The organism is Streptomyces sp. NPDC088725 (assembly GCF_044751305.1).
Lineage (GTDB): Bacteria > Actinomycetota > Actinomycetes > Streptomycetales > Streptomycetaceae > Streptomyces.
In genome coordinates this window covers 170250-190184 of record NZ_JBIVLO010000011.1, presented here as the reverse complement: position 1 = coordinate 190184, position 19935 = coordinate 170250, and the positions used below count along the sequence as shown (strand labels likewise).

18 protein-coding genes and 1 pseudogene are annotated in these 19935 nt (G+C 70.3%); 7 read left to right on the top strand and 12 right to left on the bottom strand.

Features of this window, described 5'->3' with window-relative positions; all coding sequences use genetic code 11:
* Position 1: 1 nt before the first annotated feature.
* Both ACIP6N_RS25455 and ACIP6N_RS25450 read right to left on the bottom strand, forming a co-directional pair.
* Entirely contained in the window at positions 2-760 is a 759-nt protein-coding gene (locus tag ACIP6N_RS25455; protein ID WP_401819173.1) for a histone protein, read from the bottom strand.
* A 40-nt stretch (positions 761-800) separates the two neighbouring features.
* Positions 801-1241 (bottom strand): Asp23/Gls24 family envelope stress response protein, encoded by a 441-nt coding sequence (locus ACIP6N_RS25450; protein WP_401819170.1) that lies wholly within the window; start codon positions 1239-1241, stop codon positions 801-803.
* Between the two features lie 236 nt (positions 1242-1477).
* Between ACIP6N_RS25450 and ACIP6N_RS25445 the strand changes: the two genes are divergently transcribed.
* Positions 1478-2728: a hypothetical protein gene (locus ACIP6N_RS25445; protein ID WP_401819167.1), complete on the top strand. Its 1251-nt coding sequence runs from the start codon at positions 1478-1480 to the stop codon at positions 2726-2728.
* A gap of 33 nt (positions 2729-2761) precedes the next feature.
* Here the strand turns inward: ACIP6N_RS25445 and ACIP6N_RS25440 are convergent, their stop codons facing one another.
* The 3 genes from ACIP6N_RS25440 to pgm form a co-directional block, all read right to left on the bottom strand.
* A complete protein-coding gene (locus ACIP6N_RS25440; RefSeq protein WP_401819165.1) occupies positions 2762-3643 on the bottom strand; it encodes an LLM class F420-dependent oxidoreductase in 882 nt (293 codons plus the stop codon).
* Between the two features lie 136 nt (positions 3644-3779).
* The gene (locus ACIP6N_RS25435) at positions 3780-5027 is read right to left on the bottom strand and encodes a carbohydrate-binding protein (RefSeq protein WP_401819162.1); all 1248 of its coding nucleotides are present in this window, start codon (positions 5025-5027) and stop codon (positions 3780-3782) included.
* Positions 5028-5191: 164 nt separating this feature from the next.
* On the bottom strand, positions 5192-6832 hold the full coding sequence (pgm, locus tag ACIP6N_RS25430; protein WP_401819159.1) for a phosphoglucomutase (alpha-D-glucose-1,6-bisphosphate-dependent): 1641 nt from the start codon (positions 6830-6832) through the stop codon (positions 5192-5194).
* Positions 6833-7006: 174 nt separating this feature from the next.
* Here pgm and ACIP6N_RS25425 point away from each other — a divergent pair, with 174 nt between their 5' ends.
* Positions 7007-7516: a DoxX family protein gene (locus ACIP6N_RS25425; RefSeq protein ID WP_401819157.1), complete on the top strand. Its 510-nt coding sequence runs from the start codon at positions 7007-7009 to the stop codon at positions 7514-7516.
* 6 nt (positions 7517-7522) lie between these two features.
* On the opposite strand, the gene ACIP6N_RS25420 is transcribed toward ACIP6N_RS25425, so the two are convergent.
* Both ACIP6N_RS25420 and ACIP6N_RS25415 read right to left on the bottom strand, forming a co-directional pair.
* Complete coding sequence (locus ACIP6N_RS25420) at positions 7523-8770, bottom strand: exo-alpha-sialidase (RefSeq protein ID WP_401819154.1); 1248 nt, start codon at positions 8768-8770, stop codon at positions 7523-7525.
* Between the two features lie 297 nt (positions 8771-9067).
* Positions 9068-10057 (bottom strand): iron-containing redox enzyme family protein, encoded by a 990-nt coding sequence (locus tag ACIP6N_RS25415; RefSeq protein WP_401819151.1) that lies wholly within the window; start codon positions 10055-10057, stop codon positions 9068-9070.
* A gap of 186 nt (positions 10058-10243) precedes the next feature.
* Between ACIP6N_RS25415 and ACIP6N_RS25410 the strand changes: the two genes are divergently transcribed.
* The 3 genes from ACIP6N_RS25410 (at position 10244) to ACIP6N_RS25400 (ending at position 12479) form a co-directional block, all read left to right on the top strand.
* The gene (locus ACIP6N_RS25410) at positions 10244-11341 is read left to right on the top strand and encodes a glutamate--cysteine ligase (RefSeq protein WP_401819149.1); all 1098 of its coding nucleotides are present in this window, start codon (positions 10244-10246) and stop codon (positions 11339-11341) included.
* A 104-nt stretch (positions 11342-11445) separates the two neighbouring features.
* Entirely contained in the window at positions 11446-11916 is a 471-nt protein-coding gene (locus tag ACIP6N_RS25405; RefSeq protein ID WP_401819147.1) for a hypothetical protein, read from the top strand.
* Positions 11913-12479, top strand: coding sequence for a DUF4126 family protein (locus ACIP6N_RS25400; RefSeq protein WP_401819145.1), 567 nt, complete (start codon positions 11913-11915; stop codon positions 12477-12479). The genes ACIP6N_RS25405 and ACIP6N_RS25400 overlap by 4 nt, the downstream gene beginning before the upstream one ends.
* A gap of 40 nt (positions 12480-12519) precedes the next feature.
* Here the strand turns inward: ACIP6N_RS25400 and ACIP6N_RS25395 are convergent, their stop codons facing one another.
* The 4 genes and pseudogenes from ACIP6N_RS25395 to ACIP6N_RS25380 all read right to left on the bottom strand — a co-directional run bounded on the left by ACIP6N_RS25395 (position 12520) and on the right by ACIP6N_RS25380 (position 16825).
* A complete protein-coding gene (locus tag ACIP6N_RS25395) occupies positions 12520-12864 on the bottom strand; it encodes a hypothetical protein (protein ID WP_401819144.1) in 345 nt (114 codons plus the stop codon).
* A gap of 12 nt (positions 12865-12876) precedes the next feature.
* Complete coding sequence (gene ctaD / locus ACIP6N_RS25390; RefSeq protein WP_401819274.1) at positions 12877-14601, bottom strand: cytochrome c oxidase subunit I; 1725 nt, start codon at positions 14599-14601, stop codon at positions 12877-12879.
* Positions 14602-14830: 229 nt separating this feature from the next.
* Positions 14831-15600, bottom strand: a pseudogene (locus ACIP6N_RS25385) (transposase).
* 178 nt (positions 15601-15778) lie between these two features.
* Positions 15779-16825, bottom strand: a complete 1047-nt coding sequence (locus ACIP6N_RS25380; RefSeq protein ID WP_401819143.1) for an SGNH/GDSL hydrolase family protein — start codon at positions 16823-16825, stop codon at positions 15779-15781.
* Positions 16826-17204: 379 nt separating this feature from the next.
* Between ACIP6N_RS25380 and ACIP6N_RS25375 the strand changes: the two genes are divergently transcribed.
* Positions 17205-17660, top strand: a complete 456-nt coding sequence (locus tag ACIP6N_RS25375) for an SRPBCC family protein (protein ID WP_401819141.1) — start codon at positions 17205-17207, stop codon at positions 17658-17660.
* Positions 17661-17779: 119 nt separating this feature from the next.
* Complete coding sequence (locus ACIP6N_RS25370; RefSeq protein ID WP_401819139.1) at positions 17780-19414, top strand: phytoene desaturase family protein; 1635 nt, start codon at positions 17780-17782, stop codon at positions 19412-19414.
* Positions 19415-19452: 38 nt separating this feature from the next.
* On the opposite strand, the gene ACIP6N_RS25365 is transcribed toward ACIP6N_RS25370, so the two are convergent.
* Entirely contained in the window at positions 19453-19632 is a 180-nt protein-coding gene (locus ACIP6N_RS25365) for a hypothetical protein (protein ID WP_401819137.1), read from the bottom strand.
* Positions 19633-19935 lie beyond the last annotated feature (303 nt).

Genomic DNA, 19935 nt, shown 5'->3' with positions numbered 1-19935 from the left:
GCTACCTCCGGCGGTCGGCGCGCGCTGACGTGGACTTGGCCGACTTCTTGGGTGAGGAGGCCGACTTCTTCGCCGCGGCTTTCTTGGCCGCAGGGGCGGTCTTCTTCGCCGCGGCCTTCTTCCCGGGAGCGGCCCTTCTGGCGTCGGCCGCCCTCCGGCCCTCCCTGGAGTGACGGCTTCCCTCGGGCGCGGACCTGCCGGACCGCGGGGGCCCCCGGCGCCGCCGCTTGGGCGGTCCTTCCTCGGCGGCGACAGCCTCGTCCTCCTCGGGCTCGTCCGCGGGCTCCTGCTGCTCAGCGGCCGGCTCCTCGTCGGGCTCCGCCTCCGGCATCCCTTCGTCGGTGGCCGCGCCCTCGGCCTGCTCTTCGTCGGTGGGCGCGTCCTCCGGCTGCTCTTCGTTCTCGTTCTCGTACTCGCCGTCGTCCGGCTCTTCCTCCTCTTCGCCCATCCCGCCGAGAGCGGCCGTGCGGCTGCTGACCGCGTCGGCCAGAGCGCCCATACGGCGGCCGGCGACGGCGGTGAGCGCCTGCCTGGCCGCGTCGAGGCTCTCGGTACGCAGCTGTTCCTGCAGGTCCGCGACCTGCGGGACCTCGCCGAGACGGCGCATGCCCTCGGCGACGAGCTGCCGCGGCTGGAGACCGAAGCGCCTGCCCAGCAGATAGGTCACCGCGGTCAGTGCTAGCCGGCCCCTCCTGCCACGGCCGAGCACATACCCGCCGGCGATCGCGGCGGCCACGGCGTACTTGGTTTCGTCATCCACGAGCGCCTCCTTCGACGGTTTCCTCGGAGCCGGTCCGGCCTCACTCCACGCGTGACCCGTCCGACGAATCGTCGTTGTCGTCGGAGCCGGGTATGTGCACGTCGAGGACGCTGACGTTGACCTCCGCGATTTCCAGTCCGGTCATGCTCTCCACGGTGTCGGAGACATTGGCACGGATGTCCTTCGCGGTATCGCCGATGGGGGAGCCGTATTCGACGACGATTCCCAGATCGACCGCCGCCTGCTTCTGGCCGACCTCCACCTTCACACCGCGCGAGGGATCGTCCGAGCTGGACATCCTGTCGCGCATGGCCCCGATGGTGCGGGACACGCCACCGCCCATCGCGTAGACGCCCGGGGCCTCCCGGGCCGCGATGCCGGCGATGGTCGAAACGACCGAATCGGCGATGGTCGTCGTTCCCTTGACTGAGCTGTCCTTTCCTCCGGACATGCTGGAGGACATGGATTCGTTGGTTGTCATGAGTGACCCAGTTTCTGTGAAGGAACTTCGCGGCGCCTCAGTTGAGGGAAGCGCGCTGATGTGCTTCCGGCCGGATATCGGCCCTTCCGGCCACGCCCCTCCTTCTACTCTGCGCGGCATGCGCGCGAGGCGCCATTCGGGTGAGCTCGCACCGTCAAATGTCCAGAAAACGTGACACCATCGGACGTGAGGTGCGGGTCGCGTACTGATCTATTTTTTGAGGATGTGGCGACAGCATGGGCAAGGACGCGGAGAACGCCGAAAACGCCGAAATCGCTGAGAACACCGCGGAGCAGTACGAGGACTTCGAAGCTGACGAGAACGGTGTGCTCGACAGCGTGGACGGCGAGGTGGTCGGCGACGAAGCGGCGAACGACGCTCCCGATGTCTATCTTGATGTCCCGGTGCTCAACATCGAGGAAATCGACCTTGAAGTGGAAAACCTCAGGGCGCGTGTTTCCTTGCAGGCGGAAGTACTGGACCTGCTCAAGCTGAATGTCGGGGCCGACGTCGAACTCGGCCGGCTCCAGCTGGACATCAAAGGGGTAGAGGCACAGGCGCAGTTGAAGGTACGCCTTCAGCACGTCGCCGCGATCCTGAACCGCGTCCTGACCACGATCGACCGCAATCCGCAGATCCTGGAGAACCTGACACGGGGTGTGGGCCACGCGGTCGAGGAGATCGGAAGCGGGACCGGCAACGCCGTCACGGAAGTCGGGCGTGGTGCCGGCGGTGCTGTCGAGGAGATCGGCGCCGGTGCGGGAGGGGCCGTGGAGGAGGTCGGCAAGGGCGCCGGCGGAGCGGTCGAGGAAGTCGGTCGTGGCGCGGGAGAGGCGGTGGAGGATGTCGGCGAGGGCGCGGGAGGCGCCGTACAGGAAGTCGGCCGGGGCGCGGGATCGGCCGCTGAAGAGGTCGGGCAGGGCGCGGGGGAGGCCGTACAGGAGGTAGGTCAGGGTGCGGGATCGGCCGCCGGGGACGTCGGCCGGGGCGCGGGAGAGGCCGCTGGAGAGGTCGGGCAGGGCGCGGGAGAGGCCGCTGGGGAGGTTGGCCGGGGCGCCGGCCGGACAGTGGAAGGCGTGGGTGAGGGAGCCGAAGAGGCCGTCGGCGAGGCCGGAGAGACCGTCGGAGATGCCGGGGAGACGGCGGAGGAGGCCACGGAAGAGGCCACGGAAGAGGCCACCGAAGCAGTCGGTCAAGCTGCGGAACAGGCCGGGGAAGCCGCTGAGAGCGCGGAAGACGCGACGGGCGAGGCGGGCGAAGCCGTCGAGGAGACACGCGACGAGACCACGAAGCGGGCGGGCGGCGCGGGCAAGGGTATGCGCAAGAAGACGGTCGGCAGGCCTGGCGGCACGGTCTCCGGAACGGCAAAGAGCCGGAGCCGCAAGCCGCCGTCCAGGGTCGCGGGGAAACGGTCGCGCCGCGAGCCCGCCGACGCCGAAGAGCGTTCTCCCCGGCGTCAGGCGGTGCGCAAGCGGGATCGCTTCTGACAGATCCGGTCGACGCCATGGCCGGCCGCGTTGCTACGTCAGCGAGAACGCCGAGGCCAGGGTCCGCCACTCCGCGCGCGGCAGAGCGCCGCTGCGGCTGCCCGCCGTCAGCACCTGAAGAGCGACGTGATTCGCGCCCGCCGCGTGGTACTCGGCAACCCGGGCGCGGATGGTCTCCTCGTCGCCCAGGGCGAAGAGCGCGTCGAGCAGCCGGTTGCTGCCGCCGCCCGTGAAGTCGTCCTCGGTGAAGCCGAGACGCAGCAGATTGCTGGTGTAGTTCGGCAGCTCGAGGTACATGGCGAGGCCGCCGCGGGCGATGCTGCGGGACTCATCGAGGTCGGTGCTGAGCACGACCTTCAGCTCGGGCGCGAGCAGTGCGTCGGGGCCGAGTTCCGCGCGGGCCTGCGCGGTGTGTTCCGCGGTGACCAGATAGGGGTGCGCGCCGGCCGCGCGGTCGGCGGACAGCCTGAGCATCTTCGGGCCCAGCGCGGCCAGCACACGTCCCGACGCGGGCACCGGGGTGGGTGCGTTGTCCAGGGCGTCGAGATAGTCGACCATCGCGGAGTACGGCCGGGCGTACCCCGGTGTCATCGAGTCGTGGCTGACGCCGAGCCCCAGGACGAAGCGGTTGCCGCCGGCCTTCTGCACCTGCGCGACCTGCGCGGCGACCTCGGCGGCCTCGTGCTGCCAGATGCTCATGATGCCCGTGGCCACCGTGATGCGCCGGGTCGCCTCGACCACCGGACGCGACTGGTCGACGGAGGGGCTGCCACCGATCCAGATCGTGCCGTAGCCGAGGTCGTCGAGTTCCGCGGCGGCGTCGGCGGCAGCGCTGCGGCCGTCGGGGTCGGAGGGATGCAGGTTGGGATTCCAGATGCCGATACTGCCGAAACGAGCGTGATCGTCAGAGGTCATGCGGGCAAAACTACCGCCGGGCCGGCGCTTATTCCGGTCAGGCCCGCTGTGTCCGCGTCACGTCGTACGGCTGCGGGACACTGCGCCCCGCAGCCGTGTCAGGACGTCCGGCAGCGTACGCCCGAGGCGTGCGGGATCAGCAGGCTCCCTCGTCCTGCCAGGGACCCCAGGTGTTCGCCGCGCTCGGTTCCTCGTTCTGCGTCCACCACTTGGCCTGCCAGGCGTGGCCCGCGTAGGTGACCTCGTCGCCTGCCGTGTACACGGCGCTGCCGCTCCAGGGCGCCGCCGTGCAGGTGCCGTTCCCACCGCCCGGAGGCGTGGTGGGCGGGTCGGTCGGCGGGTTGTCCGGCGGGGTCGCGCCGGCGAACTTCACGGAGAAGGCGGCGAAGTCCCAGGCCGCCTGCGGCACACTGCTGCACACGCCGGACGTGGTGCCGTTGTCGGGCGGTGAGCACTGCCTGTCCCGGTTGAGCGACCAGAACGTGAAACGGTCCATGCCGTGACCGGTCGCGTAGTCGAGGACGGTCTGGAAGTCCGCCTGGCTGAAGTACTCGCCGCTGTCACTGCGGCCGTTCATCCCGGAGAAGCCCTCGTGGGCATAGGCGGTGGCCGCGTCCCAGCCGAAGGTGGACTGGAGCACGGAGTTGAAGTTCGTGAGCGCGCTCGTCTGGGAGGCCGCGCCGTTGAAGCCGCCGTCGAACGGCATGATGGAGAAGTTGTTGGGCACGAAGCTCTGCGCCTTGGCCTCAAGGAGCATCTGCTTGCCGAACCAGCCGGTGCCGTCCGCCGTTCCGGCCGTGGTGACGGAGACGTACAGGCCGGGGTTGTTCTGCTGGAGGATCTTGGCGGCCCCGATCTCGTGCGCGACAGCCGCGGTGTTCTCGTACTCCGGCTCCTCCAAGTCGAATTCGATGGCCTTCAGTTGGTACTTGGTGATGACCTGCTGGTACGCGGCCGCCGTGGACGCCGAGTCGGCGCAGGCCTGGCCGAGCTTCGTACCGCCGTACCCGCCGATGGAGACCGATACGTCTCCGCCCTTGGCGCGTACGGAGTCGATGATCGCGCCGACCGCCGTATCGCCGGAGACGGCCGCGGTGCCGCCCCATGTCGGGCTGCAGCCACCGCCGTTGGGGGCCAGGATGAAGGCGAGCTGGAACGCCTTGAGCCCGGTGGCGTCCATGATGGCGGTGGCGCTGGGCGGGTCGTTGTCGAGCGGCATCAGATACGGCGCGGCCGCGTACCACCGGTTGCTGAGCGCGGCGGCGCTCGAAGTCGCCCCCGGTGCTTGGTCGGTGGCGAAAGCGGTGAATCCGGCGGTGGTGAGACCGACGGTGGCCAGCGCGGCCGTGGCGGCGGCGCCGAGGAGAGCGCGAAGACGTCTCATGTCCAGGTCTCCAGAGGGAGTTGGGGAGGAAGGCGCTCTCAGAATTGGACCGCGACGCGTACACGTCAACGCTTTGGACTAGACCATTAAGGAACCTTTGACGGGCGCCGGGCCGGCCGCGTGTGCGTCGCGGCCGGCCCGGCGCCCGTTCCGGAGGCGAGCGGTCAGCCGCCCAGGGCGGCCGAGACGACAGCCTTGGCCTCCTCCTGGACGCGCCCGAGGTGATCCGGTCCGAGGAAGGACTCGGCGTAGATCTTGTAGACGTCCTCGGTACCGGAGGGACGTGCGGCGAACCACGCGTTCTCGGTCGTCACTTTGATGCCGCCGATGGCCGCGCCGTTGCCCGGGGCCTCGGTCAGGACGGCTGTGACCGCCTCACCCGCGAGGCTGTCGGCGGTGACCTGCTCGGGCGAGAGCTTGGCCAGTACCGCCTTCTCCTCACGGGTGGCGGGGGCGTCGATCCGGGCGTACGCGGGCTCGCCGAAGCGCTCGGTGAGCGCCGCGTAGTGCTCGGAGGGCGAGGAGCCGGTGACGGCGAGGATCTCGGAGGCGAGCAGCGCCAGGATGATGCCGTCCTTGTCGGTGGTCCACACCGAGCCGTCGCGGCGCAGGAAGGACGCTCCCGCTGACTCCTCGCCGCCGAAACCGAGCGAACCGTCGACCAGACCGTCCACGAACCACTTGAAACCGACCGGTACTTCGACCAGCTCGCGGCCGAGATCCGCGGCGACCCGGTCGATCATGCCGGACGACACCAGCGTCTTGCCGATGCCCGCGCTCGCGGGCCACTGCTCGCGGTGCGCGTACAAGTAGCCGATGGCGGTGGCGAGATAGTGGTTCGGATTCATCAGACCGGCGTCCGGGGTGACGATGCCGTGCCGGTCGGCGTCGGCGTCGTTACCGGTGGCGATCTGGTACTGGTCCCGCTTGTCGATCAGCGACGCCATCGCGTAAGGCGAGGAGCAGTCCATCCGGATCTTGCCGTCCCAGTCCAGCGTCATGAACCGCCAGGTCGGGTCGGCGAGCGGGTTGACCACCGTCAGATCCAGCCGGTGCTGCTCGGCGATCCGGCCCCAGTACGCGACCGACGCGCCGCCCAGCGGGTCGGCGCCGATGCGTACGCCCGCCGCGCGCACCGCGTCCAGGTCGAGCACGGCGGGCAGGTCCGTCACGTACCTGTCCAGGAAGTCGTACCGCCCGGTGGTGGGCGCGGCCAGGGCCCGGGCGTACGTCAGCCGCCGTACGTCCTTCATGCCGCCCGCGATGATGGCGTTGGCGCGGTCCTGGATCCAGCCGGTCGCCGCCGAGCCCGCAGGGCCGCCGTTCGGCGGGTTGTACTTGAAGCCGCCGTCGGCGGGCGGGTTGTGGGACGGGGTGACCACCACGCCGTCCGCGAGTCCCGAGGCGCGGCCGCGGTTGTGGGTGAGGATCGCGTGCGACACCGCGGGGGTCGGGGTGTAGCCGTCGGCGCTGTCGATCAGCACGGTCACCCCGTTGGCCGCGAACACCTCGATGGCCGTCACCCGGGCGGGTTCGGACAGCGCGTGGGTGTCGGCGCCCAGGAAGAGCGGCCCATCGGTGCCCTGCTCGGCGCGGTATTCGCAGATCGCCTGGCTGGTCGCGAGGATGTGGTCCTCGTTGAACGCGGTGGCGAGGGACGAACCGCGGTGTCCCGAGGTCCCGAACGCGACGCGCTGGCCGACGTCTTCCGGGTCGGGGCGCAGCGCGTAGTACGCCGTCACCAGCCGGGCGACATCGGTGAGATCCTCCGGCCGGGCCGGCTGTCCCGCTCGTTCGTGCGGCATCTGCCCACTCCTCCACATCGGTCAGGTCGTCAAGTCGTCAGATTGTCAGGTCGTCAAGCAAGATCGACGCGCGTCGTCCATCTTCCCGGGTGGCCGACGCGGCGGACAGGTGCCCCGCCGCGTGGACGTTCCCTGTGCAGGCATGCCCTGCGGCGGCCCGGGCAGTCGCTCACCATGGCTGTTCTCAGGAGAATCGCGCGTCCCTTGCTGGCCTCGTCGTTCGTCGCCGGCGGCATTCACACGCTGCTCCACCCGTCGGCGGTGGCGCCGGCGGCCGGTCCTGTCGCCCTGCCCGTCGCCGACCGGATCCCGGCGCTGCCGAAGGATCCGGAACAGCTCGTGCGGATCAACAGCGCCGTGCAGATCGGCGCGGGCGCGCTGTTCGCCCTCGGCCGCTTCCCCCGGCTGTCCGCCTTCGCGCTGGCCGCCTCGCTGATCCCCACGACGCTCGCCGGCCACGCGTACTGGACGGAGGAAGACCCGGAGAAACGGTCCGCGCAGCGGGTCCACTTCCTCAAGAACGTCTCCCTGCTGGGCGGCCTGCTGATCGCGGTGGCCGACACGCACGGGAAGCCGTCGCTCGCGTACCGCTCCCGGCGCGGTCTCGACACCGCCGTGAGCCGTTCCGCGGACGGCGTCAGGTCGGTGACCGAGGCCGTACGGGACCACGTACCGGTCACTTAGCCGCCGCTACGGAGTCCCCGGAGCCGGAATCGGAGGGGGAATCTGAGCTGGACGCGTGGCCGGCGGCAGGGGCAGACGCAGGGGCAGACGCGGACCGCGCCGGAGTGGCGGAAGCAGTGTGAAGCGGATGGCGTCGTGGTACGTCCGCGCCCCTGTCTCGTAGAGCAGGCCGAGCGCTCCGGTGTCCGTCTCCACCAGATCGGAATACCCGGCCGGGTCCTGGGACACCGTCCACCAGGGCCGCCACGACCGGCCGTTGTCGTCGCTGACCGCCACCTGCATCCGGCGCCGTCCCTCCGGGACGGAGGGACCGGAATACAGCAACGGCCGCGCGCCCCGGAGCCCGGAAGGCTGAAGGACGCTTCCCTCGACCACCGGTCCCGGGAGGTCCGGCTGCGGCCGGAAGGGCACGGACAGGCTCGTGCCGCCGTCGTCGCTGTACGCGTCCGCGCGGTGGGGCCCCGTCCCGGCGCCGTGATCGCGGGCGTTGACGTAGATCCGCCCGTCGGGAAGTTCGGCCAGCGTGCTCTCGTCCAGCGTGGGCAGGCCGCCGGACGTACTGGTCACATAGCCGAGGTGCCAGGTGCGTCCGCCGTCGTCGCTGTACAGCGAGTGCGCCCCGCTGAGGCCGGTGCTTGCCGAGCTGTGGTTCGCGGGCACCAGCAGCCGCCCCCGGTGCGGACCGGAGCGCAGCGCGATCGCGTGCCCGGGGGCCGTCGCGTACCAGAGCCAGTCCGCCGGTTTGACGGATCTGGTGATGTCCTCGGGCGGCGACCAGCTCCGGCCGCCGTCGGTGCTGCGCTGGAGCTGGACCAGGCGGACGTACGGCACGGGCGCGCCGTTCACCGGCTTCTGTTCCGGCGCGACGCCGACGGTCAGACAGGTCAGCAGAACCACATCGCCGGTGGACGGATCGATCACGGGCGTGGGGTTGCCCACCGTCTCCGCTCCGGCGTCGGCGACCAGCTGGAGCGGACGCCAGGTGCAGCCGCCGTCGAACGAGCGGCGCAGCACCAGATCGATGTCACCGTCGTCGGCGGCGGAGTCGCGCCGGCCCTCAGCGAAGGCGAGCAGCGCACCGCCGGGTACCTGGAGCGCGGCCGGGATGCGGAAGGTGTGATAGCCGGACGTGCCCGACCGGTACGGCTCCGACACGGTGCACGGCGCGGCGGCGTGGACGGCCGGAGCCTGGCCCAGCATCGCCGCGAGAACGGCGGTCAGGGCGAGCAGCAGCCCTCGAGGCCCGCTGGTCATGGCACGGAGTCTCATCGTGTCCCTCGGCCTGAGCGCTGTGTGCGCGGACGGATACCCGGGTGGAACATAACGGCATACGGGACGTCCGGAGCGCCCGCCACGCGTGCTTCGGCGGGCCCGGCCGGGGCAGGACCGCGGACCCGGACCGGTCCAGGGCCGCGGGCAGGACCGGAGCCAGTGCAGGACCGGGCCGCAGGCAGGAGGCAGGCCGGACCGGGCCGCAGGCAGGACCGGGGCCGCGCCGGCGGGCGGGAACAGGCTCCGGAGTCCCGGCTGTTCGTCCTGGTCCCGGGGGCGTCACACCGTCGTGCGCAGCGACGAGGCTCCCGCCCGCCACGCCCTCAGCAACCGCTCGGCGAGCCGGTCCTCCAGGTAGCGGGCGGCGTCGATCCCGAAGGCGATGTCGGCCGCGAGCTGCGGCTCCTCCTCCAGCAGGCCTCCGACGACCTCGCGCCGTACCAGCTGTTCGCGGCCCGAGGCCGCCGCCACGTGCGCGCCGTAGAAGAACACCGCCGCCGCTCCCGCGCCGGTACGTTCCATCGCCTGGGCGAGCAGCCCGAACCCCGGCGCCGAGGCGATCTCGACCGCGGCGAAGTGCCCGACGAGCGCGCCGCGCAGCGCCCGGTGCAGGCCGAGGAGCGACATGAGATTCACCGTGGCGAGCACCTCGGCGGAGCCTTCGTCCAGGTAGTGCCCGTACGACGTGTTCAGGCCGAGGTCGGCCATCAGGTCGGCGAACAGCCGCGCGTGCACCCGGTCCGCCCGGCCGCCGCCGAACTCGTCGAACTCCACGGCCGCCATGCCGGCCTTGGCCCTCCCCCACAGGCGGGGCAGCACCCAGGCGTGCGGGTCGGCCTCCTTGAGGTGGTAGAGCGAGCGCTGGGCCGCGTACTCCCGCAGATGCCACAGCTCCCCGGAATCCCGCAGGAACCGCGGGACACCCGCCCCGTCCGCCGACACCGCCGCCAGCGCGTCGTCCACCCCGGTGTGCCGTGCGGCGTCGGTGCGCAGGGCGCCCAGAAAGCGCTGTTCGAGCAGCGCGCGCACACGCAGCAGGCCGGGATCCCATTCGCGGGCCGCCGGGATCCCCGAGAAACCGCGGTAGTGCAGCTCGTAGCAGACGTACAGCGCCAGCTGTAAATCGTCTCCGTACGGATCCGCCGTGGCGACACACACGGGCGGGGGCGGCCCGCCGGTGTCGCGCAGGAACGTGATGACGCCTGCTGAGAGTTCGCCCCTGCTGACGGGGAGTTCCGGTTCACGCTGTACGACTGCTGTGATGCTCACGGGTGGATTGCGCCCTTCTTGTGCGGGATGTCTCCGATGAGTGCCCAAGCCGTGCGCGGGTAATCATGTGGCTCACCCGGTGAGCGCATCCGGACCTTCCGGCGCATCTGAGCGAGGAGAAGCGGGGTAGGCGGGGAAGAGATGGCAGGCAAGCGGTGGCCGGCCCGGATCGTGGAGGTACCTCTCGTGCGCAGTGTCGGGGTGGAGGAGGAACTCCTCTTGGTGGACGCGGAGACAGGTGAGCCGCGGGCGCTGTCCGCGGCTGTGTTGGCGGCCGCCGACCGGGCTACGGACGGAGACGGCGAGGAGCACGTCTTCGAGAAGGAACTGCACGGCCAGCAACTGGAGTTCGCCACCCACCCGCAGACGGGCATGGCGGAGCTGGCGGCGGAGATCGCGCGGTCGCGGGCCGAGGCCACGGATCACGCGGAAGGGTTCGGGGCCAGGGTGGCCGCGCTGGCGACGTCGCCGCTGCCGGTCAGCCCGACGCTCAACCCCGGCGCGCGATTCCGCTGGATGGAGGAGCAGTTCGGCCTGACCACGCAGGAGCAGCTCACCTGCGGCTGCCATGTCCATGTGTCGGTGGAGTCGGACGAGGAGGGCGTCGCCGTCCTGGACCGCATCAGGCCGTGGCTGTCGGTCCTGCTCGCGCTCAGTGCGAATTCACCCTTCTGGCAGGGCAAGGACAGCCGCTACAACAGCTATCGCAGCCGCGTGTGGGGGCGCTGGCCCTCGGCCGGTCCCGTGGGCGTCTTCGGATCCGCAGAGCGATACCACGAGCAGGTGCGCGCCATGGTCGGCACCGGCGCGCTGCACGACGAGGGGATGATCTACTTCGACGCGCGGCTCTCGGCGAACTACCCCACCGTCGAGATACGGGTCGCGGACGTCTGCCTGGACGCGTCCACCACGACGCTCCTCGCCACGCTCGTACGGGGCCTCGTGGAGACGGCCGCCCGCGAATGGCGCGCGGAACAGCCCCCGGCCCCGCACGGCGTGGGCCTGCTGCGGCTCGCGGCCTGGCGGGCCGGCCGGTCGGGGCTCGACGATCAGCTGATCCACCCGGTCACGATGACGCCGGACAGCGCCGAGACCGTCATCTGGGCCCTGTTCTCGCACGTACGGGACGCGCTGGACGACAGCGGCGACCTCGAATTCGCCCGCCAGGGCCTCACCGATCTGCTGAAGACCGGAAACGGCGCGCGGGTCCAGCGCGAACTGCTGGAGCGGAGCGGCAGCCTGCGGGAACTGGTGGCCGAGTGCGCGCGACGGACGCGCGGATAGCGGCGGGCTCCGGCGGAGGTCCCTCCGGCACGGTTGCTCCGGCATCGGGGTGGCGCGCGGCCGTTCCCGTTTCACCGGGTGTGTACGGGGGGACCCAGGGGTGCATGATCCGAGAAATCGTTCGTGGCGCGGTGGCGGGCGCCGCAGGTACGACCGCGCTCAACGCCATGACGTACGGAGACATGGCCGTACGCGGCCGGCCGACGAGCAGCGTCCCCGAGCAGATGGTCGAGAAAGTGGCGGCGGGCCTGGGCCATCCGGTGCGGGGCGGCGGCTGGCGGCGGGACGCCAGACTGACCGGGCTCGGCGCGCTGGGCGGCCTCGCGGTCGGTACCGGTGCGGGCGCGGCCATGTCCCTGGCCCGGTGGGCCGGGGTACGGATGCCGGTCTGGCTGGGAGGCGTGGTCACCGGTGCCCTGGTCATGGCCACCACCGATCTGTCGATGGCCCGCCTGAAGGTCAGCGACCCGCGGACCTGGTCGGCGTCCGACTGGCTGTCGGACGCGGTACCGCATCTGGTGTACGGGCTGGTGACGTACGGGATCGTGGTGGCAGCCGACGGGGCACGGGCGTGAGCGGGCTCGGCGAATCCGTGAGCGTGCCGGTTCTCGCGCGGGTGGCGCTGATCGGCGTCGCGACCGGGTTCCGCAGCCAGCTGGGCACCGCGACGGTCGCCCTGACCACGGACTCCGGGGAGACGTCCTGTCCCGCGTCCCTGCTGGCCGGCCGGTGGGCCAAGGCGATCACCGCGGCCGCGGCGGCCGGTGAACTCGTCGCGGACAAACTTCCCGGGACACCGAGCCGTCTCGGCGCCGCCGGGTTCGTCCCGAGGCTCTTGCTCGGAGCGCTGGCCGGGGCGGCGCTGGCCGGACGGCGGCCCGGCGACAGCACGCCGCCTGTGATCGCGGCGCTGACGGGCGCGGTGGCGGCTGCCGGAGGCACGTTCGCGGGAGCGGGCTGGCGGGCGGCGGCGCACAGCGGCGGCCGTCCCGACTGGGCCGCCGCCGTGACGGAGGACGTGGCCGCGCTGGCGCTGGCGTACGCCGCGTGTGCGCCGTGCCACGGCCGGCAGGCCGCTTCCGCGCCCGTGCCGGTGACCGGTGCGGACCCTGACGAAGCAGCCGCCGTCCGCCCGTAGGACTGGCCCGTACGCACCCGCCCGACCCGTGCGGGCCCTCTCATCGGGTCAGCAGCGTGAACGCCGTACAGGTCCCGCTCGTCGCGCCGACAGCCACGACGGCCGCCGCCACACAGCGCGTCCTGAGCCGCCGGTAACGCTCCTCGTACTCGCCGCGCAGCTCGGTGGCGCGACCCGCGATCCGCAGGAGAGTGGCGTGGGAGGCGGCCACCCGGTCGGCGGCGTACACCCGTTCCACGTCCTCACGCTGCGCGGTGGTGAGCCACGGCAACTGGCCGGCGAAGCTGCCGGCCTGACGGCGGGCCTCTTCGAGTTCGGCGTTCCACAGGAGATAGCCCTCGATCCGGACGAGACCCCGGACGCTGTCGTCGTCGTACCGCTTCACGCGCTGTTCCCCTCACTCGTGCTTGTCGCCCGGCGCCACGACATTGGAGGCAGCCGGCCGGTTGCCGTGCTCCTCCAGCGCCGCAGTGGCCGGGTGATGCAGGTCGAAGGCCGGGGACTCGGAACGGATCCGGGGCAGCGTGACGAAGTTGTGCCGGGGCGGCGGACACGATGTCGCCCACTCGAGTGAACGGCCATAGCCCCACGGGTCGTCGAGCACGACCTTCTCGCCGTACTTGGCGGTCTTCCAGACGTTGTAGAAGAACGGCAGCATCGAGAGGCCGAGCACGAAGGAGCTGATGGAGGAGATGGTGTTCAGCGTGGTGAACCCGTCGGAGGCCAGATAGTCCGCGTAGCGGCGCGGCATGCCCTCCGCGCCCAGCCAGTGCTGCACCAGGAAGGTGCCGTGGAAGCCGATGAACAGCGTCCAGAAGGTCATCTTGCCGAGCCGCTCGTCCAGCATCTTGCCGGTGAACTTCGGCCACCAGAAGTGGAATCCGGCGAACATCGCGAACACGACCGTACCGAAGACCACGTAGTGGAAGTGGGCCACGACGAAGTACGAGTCGGAGACGTGGAAGTCCAGCGGCGGCGAGGCCAGGATGATGCCGGTCAGACCGCCGAAGAGGAACGTGACCAGGAACCCGATCGACCAGAGCATCGGGGTCTCGAAGGACAGTGAGCCCTTCCACATCGTGCCGATCCAGTTGAAGAACTTCACTCCGGTCGGCACCGCGATCAGGAAGGTCATGAAGGAGAAGAACGGCAGCAGGACCCCGCCGGTCACGAACATGTGATGCGCCCACACCGTCACGGAGAGCCCGGCGATCGCGATCGTCGCGGCCACCAGGCCGATGTATCCGAAGATCGGCTTCCGGCTGAAGACCGGAAGGATTTCCGTGATGATCCCGAAGAAGGGCAGGGCGATGATGTACACCTCCGGATGGCCGAAGAACCAGAAGAGGTGCTGCCACAGCAGTGCGCCGCCGTTCGCCGCGTCGAAGACATGTGCTCCGAACTTGCGGTCCGCCTCCAGCGCGAAGAGCGCGCCGGCCAGCACGGGGAAGGCCATCAGCACCAGTACGGCGGTGAGCAGCACGTTCCAGGTGAAGATCGGCATCCGGAACATCGTCATACCGGGGGCGCGCATACAGATGATCGTGGTGATGAAGTTGACGGAGCCGAGGATCGTGCCGAAGCCGTTGAGCGCCAGCCCCAGGATCCACAGATCGGCGCCGGCCCCCGGCGAATGGACGATGTCGGAGAGCGGGGAGTAGGCGAACCAGCCGAAGTCGGCCCCGCCGTCGGGGGTGAGGAAAGCGCCCATGACGATGAGTGAGCCGAAGAGGTAGAGCCAGTACGCGAAAATGTTCAGCCGCGGGAACGCCACATCGGGAGAACCGATCTGCAGCGGCATGATCCAGTTCGTGAAACCGGCGAACAGCGGGGTCGCGAACAGCAGCAGCATGATCGTGCCGTGCGTCGTGAACGCCTGGTTGAACTGCTCGTGCGACACGATCTGAATTCCGGGACGTGCCAGCTCCGCGCGCATCAGCAGCGCCATGATGCCGCCGATGATGAAAAACACGAACGACGTGATGAGGTAGAACGATCCGACCCTCTTGTGGTCGGTGGCCGTCAGCCAGCTCACGATGACAGAGCCGGAACGCCTGCCCCGGCGGGGGCGGGGAGGTTCGTCCTGCTCCGTGCCGGCCACGGCCGATCCTGCGGTGCCCATCGTGGTCACTGACATTCCTCCGGTCGACGGTCATGCGGGGCTTCGGCAAGCAGCATGGCGTTGCTCGACCCGGCGTGGTGAGAACTCCCGCTTACCGGCGCGTCGCCGGAGAAGGCGGCGGAAAATATGTATGTCGAGAAATGCGAATGATTCGGCCTTATCAAGGGCTGTCCCGTAAATGATCTTTGAGTCGCTTCGGAGATGGCCGACAGGGGCGAGACCCGCTTTTCTATCTGCCGAGGGCGAGGTTGTGCATCTGGGCGATGCCGAGCATGGCGTGATGGACGCCGTCGCCTTTGAGGCGGCAGTCGCGGAGGATCTTCCAGGTCTTCATGCGGGCGAAGACGTGCTCGACCCGGGCTCTGACCTGCTTGTGGGACTTGTTGTGCTCCTCTTTCCAACCGGGAAGCCTCGCCTGGCCGGGCTCGCGGCGGTGCGGGATGACGAGTCCAGTGCCCGGATAGCCACCGTCCGCGATGGTGACTGTTTTGCCGACGGCGGCCTTGGCGCCGGACTCCTCCCACGCCTTGCAGTCGTTGCGGTTCCCGGCGAGCGGCCGGCCGACCAAGACGACCAAGCGGGTGTCGGCATCGATGACGACCTGGTGGTTGGTCGAGTAACGGTAGTTCTTCGACCGCTCGGCGATGCTGTGGTCCCGGGTGGGGACCAAAGTGCCGTCACGATGAGCACGGTGCCCTTCGCGAACCGCTTGCGGGGCTGGTAGGCGAGCATCGGCCCGAGGTGGTTGATGACCCGGTCCGCCGCCGACTTCGATACCCCGAACTACAGGGCGAGCTGCCGCATGGTCAGGTTCGTTCGCCAGTAGGCCGCGACCAGCAAGGTCCGGTCCTCCAGCGAAAGGCTCCACGGCCGGCCTTTGCGGGCCGTGTCCGCACCCGCGCGCCGCAGAACCGTCACCAGCTTTCCGAAGGTGCGAGGGCTCAGCCCAGAGAACGGAGTTATCCAGGACGGCTCCGCCGCCGTGATCACACTAGCCACGCCAAGATCATCACATCAGGGACGGACGGAGGGCCCAGCCCAAGTCTCGCAGCGAACACGACCTCTGGTCGCCTACGCCGCCCGGCTCACCCGCTGAGCGACGCCTGGCGCGCGGTTGGCCAGTGCCCCGGTCCGCGAAGGGCCGCGGGCTGGGGCACCGGCGCCGGTGGGCGGTCGGTCAGCGTTCGAGGAGAGCGATGCGGATGGCTCGTTCGACGTGTGCGGCGGTGTTGGCGTATCCCCCGCCATTGGGGTGAACCAGGGTGACGCGCTTGTTGATGAGGCCACAGTTCAGCGCGGTGCCGGCGAGCTTGGTGGGCCAGTAGTCCTCGGCGTCGCCGCAGATCCCCTCGACCCACTTGGTGCCTGCGGGCTGGCAGGCGTCGTGGCCCACGCTGGAGGAGTAGACGTCGACGTAGCGGTCGCCGAAGAACGAGGAGACTCGCTGGATGGTGCTGTTCAGCGGCTTGAGGACGTTGTCACGGAGCCAGTCGATGTCGGCGTGCTTGATCGAGCCCAGCTCGGTGAGGGAGAGGCGGTTGCAGGCGCTGGCCTCGTCCGGCAGGACGGCCGGGTAGCCGACGGTGATCACCTTGGCGTTGGGTGCGGCCTCGTGCACTTTGGCCAGCATGTCGATGTACTCGTCCTGGACGCGGGCGAGCTTGTCCTGGATGCTCTCCTCGCCGGCGGGCGGGTTGGTGTAGTGCTCGCGGCAGGACTCGCCGGGCTTCGGGCCCAGTTCGAGGCACTTGAGGAGCATGCCGCCGAAGGGCAGGCTGTTGCCGCCGATGCCGATGGTAACGACGTCGGTTCCGTCGTTCAGGTTGGCCCGCTTGATCTGCGGGTCAACTGCTTTCCAGCCGCCGGCGGGGGGCTGGACCGGACTGATCGGCGCCTGCTTGGTGTTGGCGATGTTGTCGATGGTGGCGTTGCCGCAGCTGACATTGGTCAGGTGGACGGGCTTACCCGGCGGGAACTCGTCGAGTTCCCGCTCGACAAGACCGGGGTAGGCGCCGGTGGTGCGGTCGCAGCCGTCCCGAGCCTCATCACCGAGCGCGGGCTGCGGGTCCCCGACGAAGCCGCCGGCGGTGTACGAGTCGCCCAGCGCGGCCCACTGGTACTGAGCAGCCGCATCAGCGGAGCCCGCGGGTACGAGGGTGGCCGCAGTCAGGGCGAGCCCGACCGCCAGCGCGCGCGTGCGCAGACGGGAGACAGGGTGTCGCATCGATCCTCCAGAATCGGCAGAAGACGCCCCGGAGCCGCAGTTTGCCCCAAATTGACAGGCGCCTTGCACAAGATCATCCAGGCCGCCGGTCTACCGCTCGACCGAATCTGATCTATCGGACTCGATCGAGCTAAGTAATCGGATCTTCGTGCTGCCACCTGCCAGCAGCCGACACAGGCGCCGTATCGGCGAGCCAGCCGCGCGGGCGACCAGGCGCCCGACACAGTTTGCGGATCATTTACGGGACAGCCCTTAGAGGAGCGCGGAAGCTTTTCCGTGGTCCCCTACCGGGTCAATCGCGGTCGCTGCCGCTGAAAAGTGGTGTGAAACTGGCCCGGAGTCCGGCGGCTCCCACCGCGGGCAGTCCGTGGAGGAACGCATGGCGGTACGGCACCAATTGATCAAAAGGCCTCCGGCGGTCGTCTGGGCGGTCCTTGAGGACGGCAACCGCTACGCGGACTGGGTCGTGGGTACGTCACGGACCCGCCCGCGCGACGGCCAGTGGCCCCGGCTCGGATCGAAGATCGAGTACGCGGTGACGCTCGGGCCGTGGACGGTCGGCGGTTACACCGTCGTACGCCGCTGTGAACCGCCCCGGTCCCTCGAACTCGAGGCCTACAGCGGCCCGCTCGGCACGGCGCGCATCGCCATCGATGTCCGTCCCTGGGGCGACAACACGCTGGTCATCGTGGACGAGCATCCGCTGCGCGGTCCCGGCGGTCTGCTCCACAACGCGGCCGTCGACGCCCTGCTCCAGGTACGGCACCGCAGCATGCTCGCCCGGCTGGCGCGGGTGGCCGAAGACATGCCCGACCAGTCGTACGCGCAGACCTGACGCTCGGCGCGATTGCGGGCCGGACGTACACGCACGGCGCGCACGCGCGGCCGGACGCACGACGTGCTCGCGGGCCTGACGACCAGGAACGCCTGCCGACCTCAGAACGGAGCCGGAGTATGCCTGACGCCGTGGTGATCGGCGCGGGACCCAACGGTCTCGTCGCCGCCAATCTGCTCGCCGACGCGGGCTGGAGCGTGCAGGTGCTGGAGGCGCAGAACGAGCCGGGCGGCGCCCTGCGCAGCGACCGGGGGGTTCACCCGGACTACGTCAGCGACGTGTTCAGCGCCTTCTATCCACTGGCCGCCGCCTCACCGGTGATCGCCGCGCTCGACCTCGAAAAGGAAGGACTGCGCTGGTGCCAGGCCCCACGAGTGCTGGCCCATCCGCTGTTGGACGGCCGCTGTGCGGTCATCGACCACGACCGGCACGCGACCGCGGCCGCGCTCGACGCGTTCGCCCCGGGCGACGGCGCGGTGTGGGAACGGCTCTGCGGGGTGTGGGACCGTCTTGGCGGCAGCCTGCTGGGAGCGGTGTTCACCCCCTTTCCGCCGGTACTCGCCGGGGCGCGGCTGGCCGGGCGGCTGCGCGGCGGGGGAGCGCTGCGGCTCGCGCGCACCATGATGCTGCCGGTGCGGCGGCTCGGCGAGGAGGAGTTCAGCGGCGAGGGCGGCAGACTCCTCCTGGCGGGCAACGCGCTGCACGCCGATCTCGCGCCCGAGGCCGCGGGCAGCGGCGGCTTCGGCTGGATGATGTCCATGCTCGCGCAGACCTACGGGTTCCCGGTGCCCGCCGGTGGCTCGGGCGAGCTGACGGGGGCCCTCGTACGGCGTCTGGAACGGCGGGGCGGGAGCGTGCGCTGCGGGGAACGGGTCACGGACGTCGTCGTCAGGGGTGGCCGCGCGGTGGGGGTCCGTACCGCGAGCGGTGAGGGGATCGCGGCGCGCAAGGCCGTACTGGCGGATGTCACCGCCCCGGACCTGTACACCAGGCTGGTCGACGCCAAGCACCTGCCCGACAGGGTCTTCGAGGATCTGCGGCGCTTCCACTGGGACTTCGCCACGTTCAAGGTCGACTGGGCACTCGACGGACCCATCCCGTGGACGGCGAACGAGGCCAGGACCGCGGGAACCGTTCATCTGGCCGACGGAGTGGACCGCCTGACCCGGTTCGCGGCGCAGATCTCCATGGGCCGGGTGCCCGACGAACCCTTCGTCCTGCTGGGCCAGATGACCACGGCGGACGCCGGACGCTCACCGGCGGGCACGGAGTCCGCGTGGGCCTACACCCATCTGCCGCAGCGGATCAAAGCAGACGCGGGCCCGGACAGGATCAGCGGAATCTGGGACGAGCGGGAGCAGGAGGCGATGGCGGACCGGGTCGAGGCGCAGGTCGAGCGGTACGCGCCGGGCTTCCGGGGCCACATCGTCGCCCGGCGCATCCTCGCGCCGCCCACGCTGGAAGCCATGGACGCGAACCTGCGCGGCGGGGCGATCAACTCGGGCACGACCAACTTGCACCAGCAGCTGGTCTTCCGGCCGACGCCCGGCACCGGACGTCCCGAGACCCCCGTGCCGAATCTCTATCTCGCCTCGGCCAGCGCCCACCCCGGAGGCGGAGTCCACGGCGCACCCGGCGCCAACGCGGCCCGCGCGGCGCTGCGCGCCCATCGCGTGGGGCGGGCGTTCTCCGCGACGCAGCGGGTGCTCACGCGGCGCGGGAGGGGCGGCGAAGCGCTTCCGAGGGGTGGATGACACCCCCCGGGGGTGTCGCACCGCTGGCAGGCTTCTGCCTAAGCGGCTTCGTCGACCTGCGGATGTACGGCCGCGGCCCACTCCAGCAGGAGGATCTCGTACGCGTCGGCAGGCCACGTACCTTCGGTGGCGTCCGTGGAGTCGACGAGCGCGCGAATGCGGTCGTTGGCCACAACGGCGCTGGAACCCGCGGAAGCGGATGCGGAAGTAGAGGACATGCGACAGAGCCTATGGGCAGAGAGTGGCATCCGGTGACCGTTCCGTGAGCGTTCTTGCTCACATTCAGGCCGAATCCCTGCCCGTTTCTCGGCCGACCGGTGGATCCGTTTCGCGGGCGGGCTCAGCACACCGGCTCCGACCAGGAAGAACAGGCCGAGGCTGAGCGGAACCCGGTGGACCGCGAACGGCGGGAAACGTTTCGGGGGTGACCCATTTCATGAACCACTGCGCGGGGACCACCGCCCGGGACGCGCCGCCGCGCCCCACTGGTCCGCACGATGCCCCGCCCTCGGAGCCGTCCC

Bases quoted from the DNA above. Each gene is read 5' to 3' on its own strand.
- pgm (WP_401819159.1), bottom strand. From the start codon at position 6,832: ATGCCGCACGAACGAGCGGGACAGCCGGCCCGGCCGGAGGATCTCACC.
- ACIP6N_RS25365 (WP_401819137.1), bottom strand. From the start codon at position 19,632: ATGTCCTCTACTTCCGCATCCGCTTCCGCGGGTTCCAGCGCCGTTGTG.
- ACIP6N_RS25405 (WP_401819147.1), top strand. From the start codon at position 11,446: ATGATCCGAGAAATCGTTCGTGGCGCGGTGGCGGGCGCCGCAGGTACG.
- ACIP6N_RS25375 (WP_401819141.1), top strand. From the start codon at position 17,205: ATGGCGGTACGGCACCAATTGATCAAAAGGCCTCCGGCGGTCGTCTGG.
- ACIP6N_RS25380 (WP_401819143.1), bottom strand. From the start codon at position 16,825: ATGCGACACCCTGTCTCCCGTCTGCGCACGCGCGCGCTGGCGGTCGGG.
- ACIP6N_RS25435 (WP_401819162.1), bottom strand. From the start codon at position 5,027: ATGAGACGTCTTCGCGCTCTCCTCGGCGCCGCCGCCACGGCCGCGCTG.
- ACIP6N_RS25425 (WP_401819157.1), top strand. From the start codon at position 7,007: ATGGCTGTTCTCAGGAGAATCGCGCGTCCCTTGCTGGCCTCGTCGTTC.
- ctaD (WP_401819274.1), bottom strand. From the start codon at position 14,601: ATGGGCACCGCAGGATCGGCCGTGGCCGGCACGGAGCAGGACGAACCT.
- ACIP6N_RS25440 (WP_401819165.1), bottom strand. From the start codon at position 3,643: ATGACCTCTGACGATCACGCTCGTTTCGGCAGTATCGGCATCTGGAAT.
- ACIP6N_RS25445 (WP_401819167.1), top strand. From the start codon at position 1,478: ATGGGCAAGGACGCGGAGAACGCCGAAAACGCCGAAATCGCTGAGAAC.
- ACIP6N_RS25450 (WP_401819170.1), bottom strand. From the start codon at position 1,241: ATGACAACCAACGAATCCATGTCCTCCAGCATGTCCGGAGGAAAGGAC.
- ACIP6N_RS25370 (WP_401819139.1), top strand. From the start codon at position 17,780: ATGCCTGACGCCGTGGTGATCGGCGCGGGACCCAACGGTCTCGTCGCC.
- ACIP6N_RS25420 (WP_401819154.1), bottom strand. From the start codon at position 8,770: ATGACCAGCGGGCCTCGAGGGCTGCTGCTCGCCCTGACCGCCGTTCTC.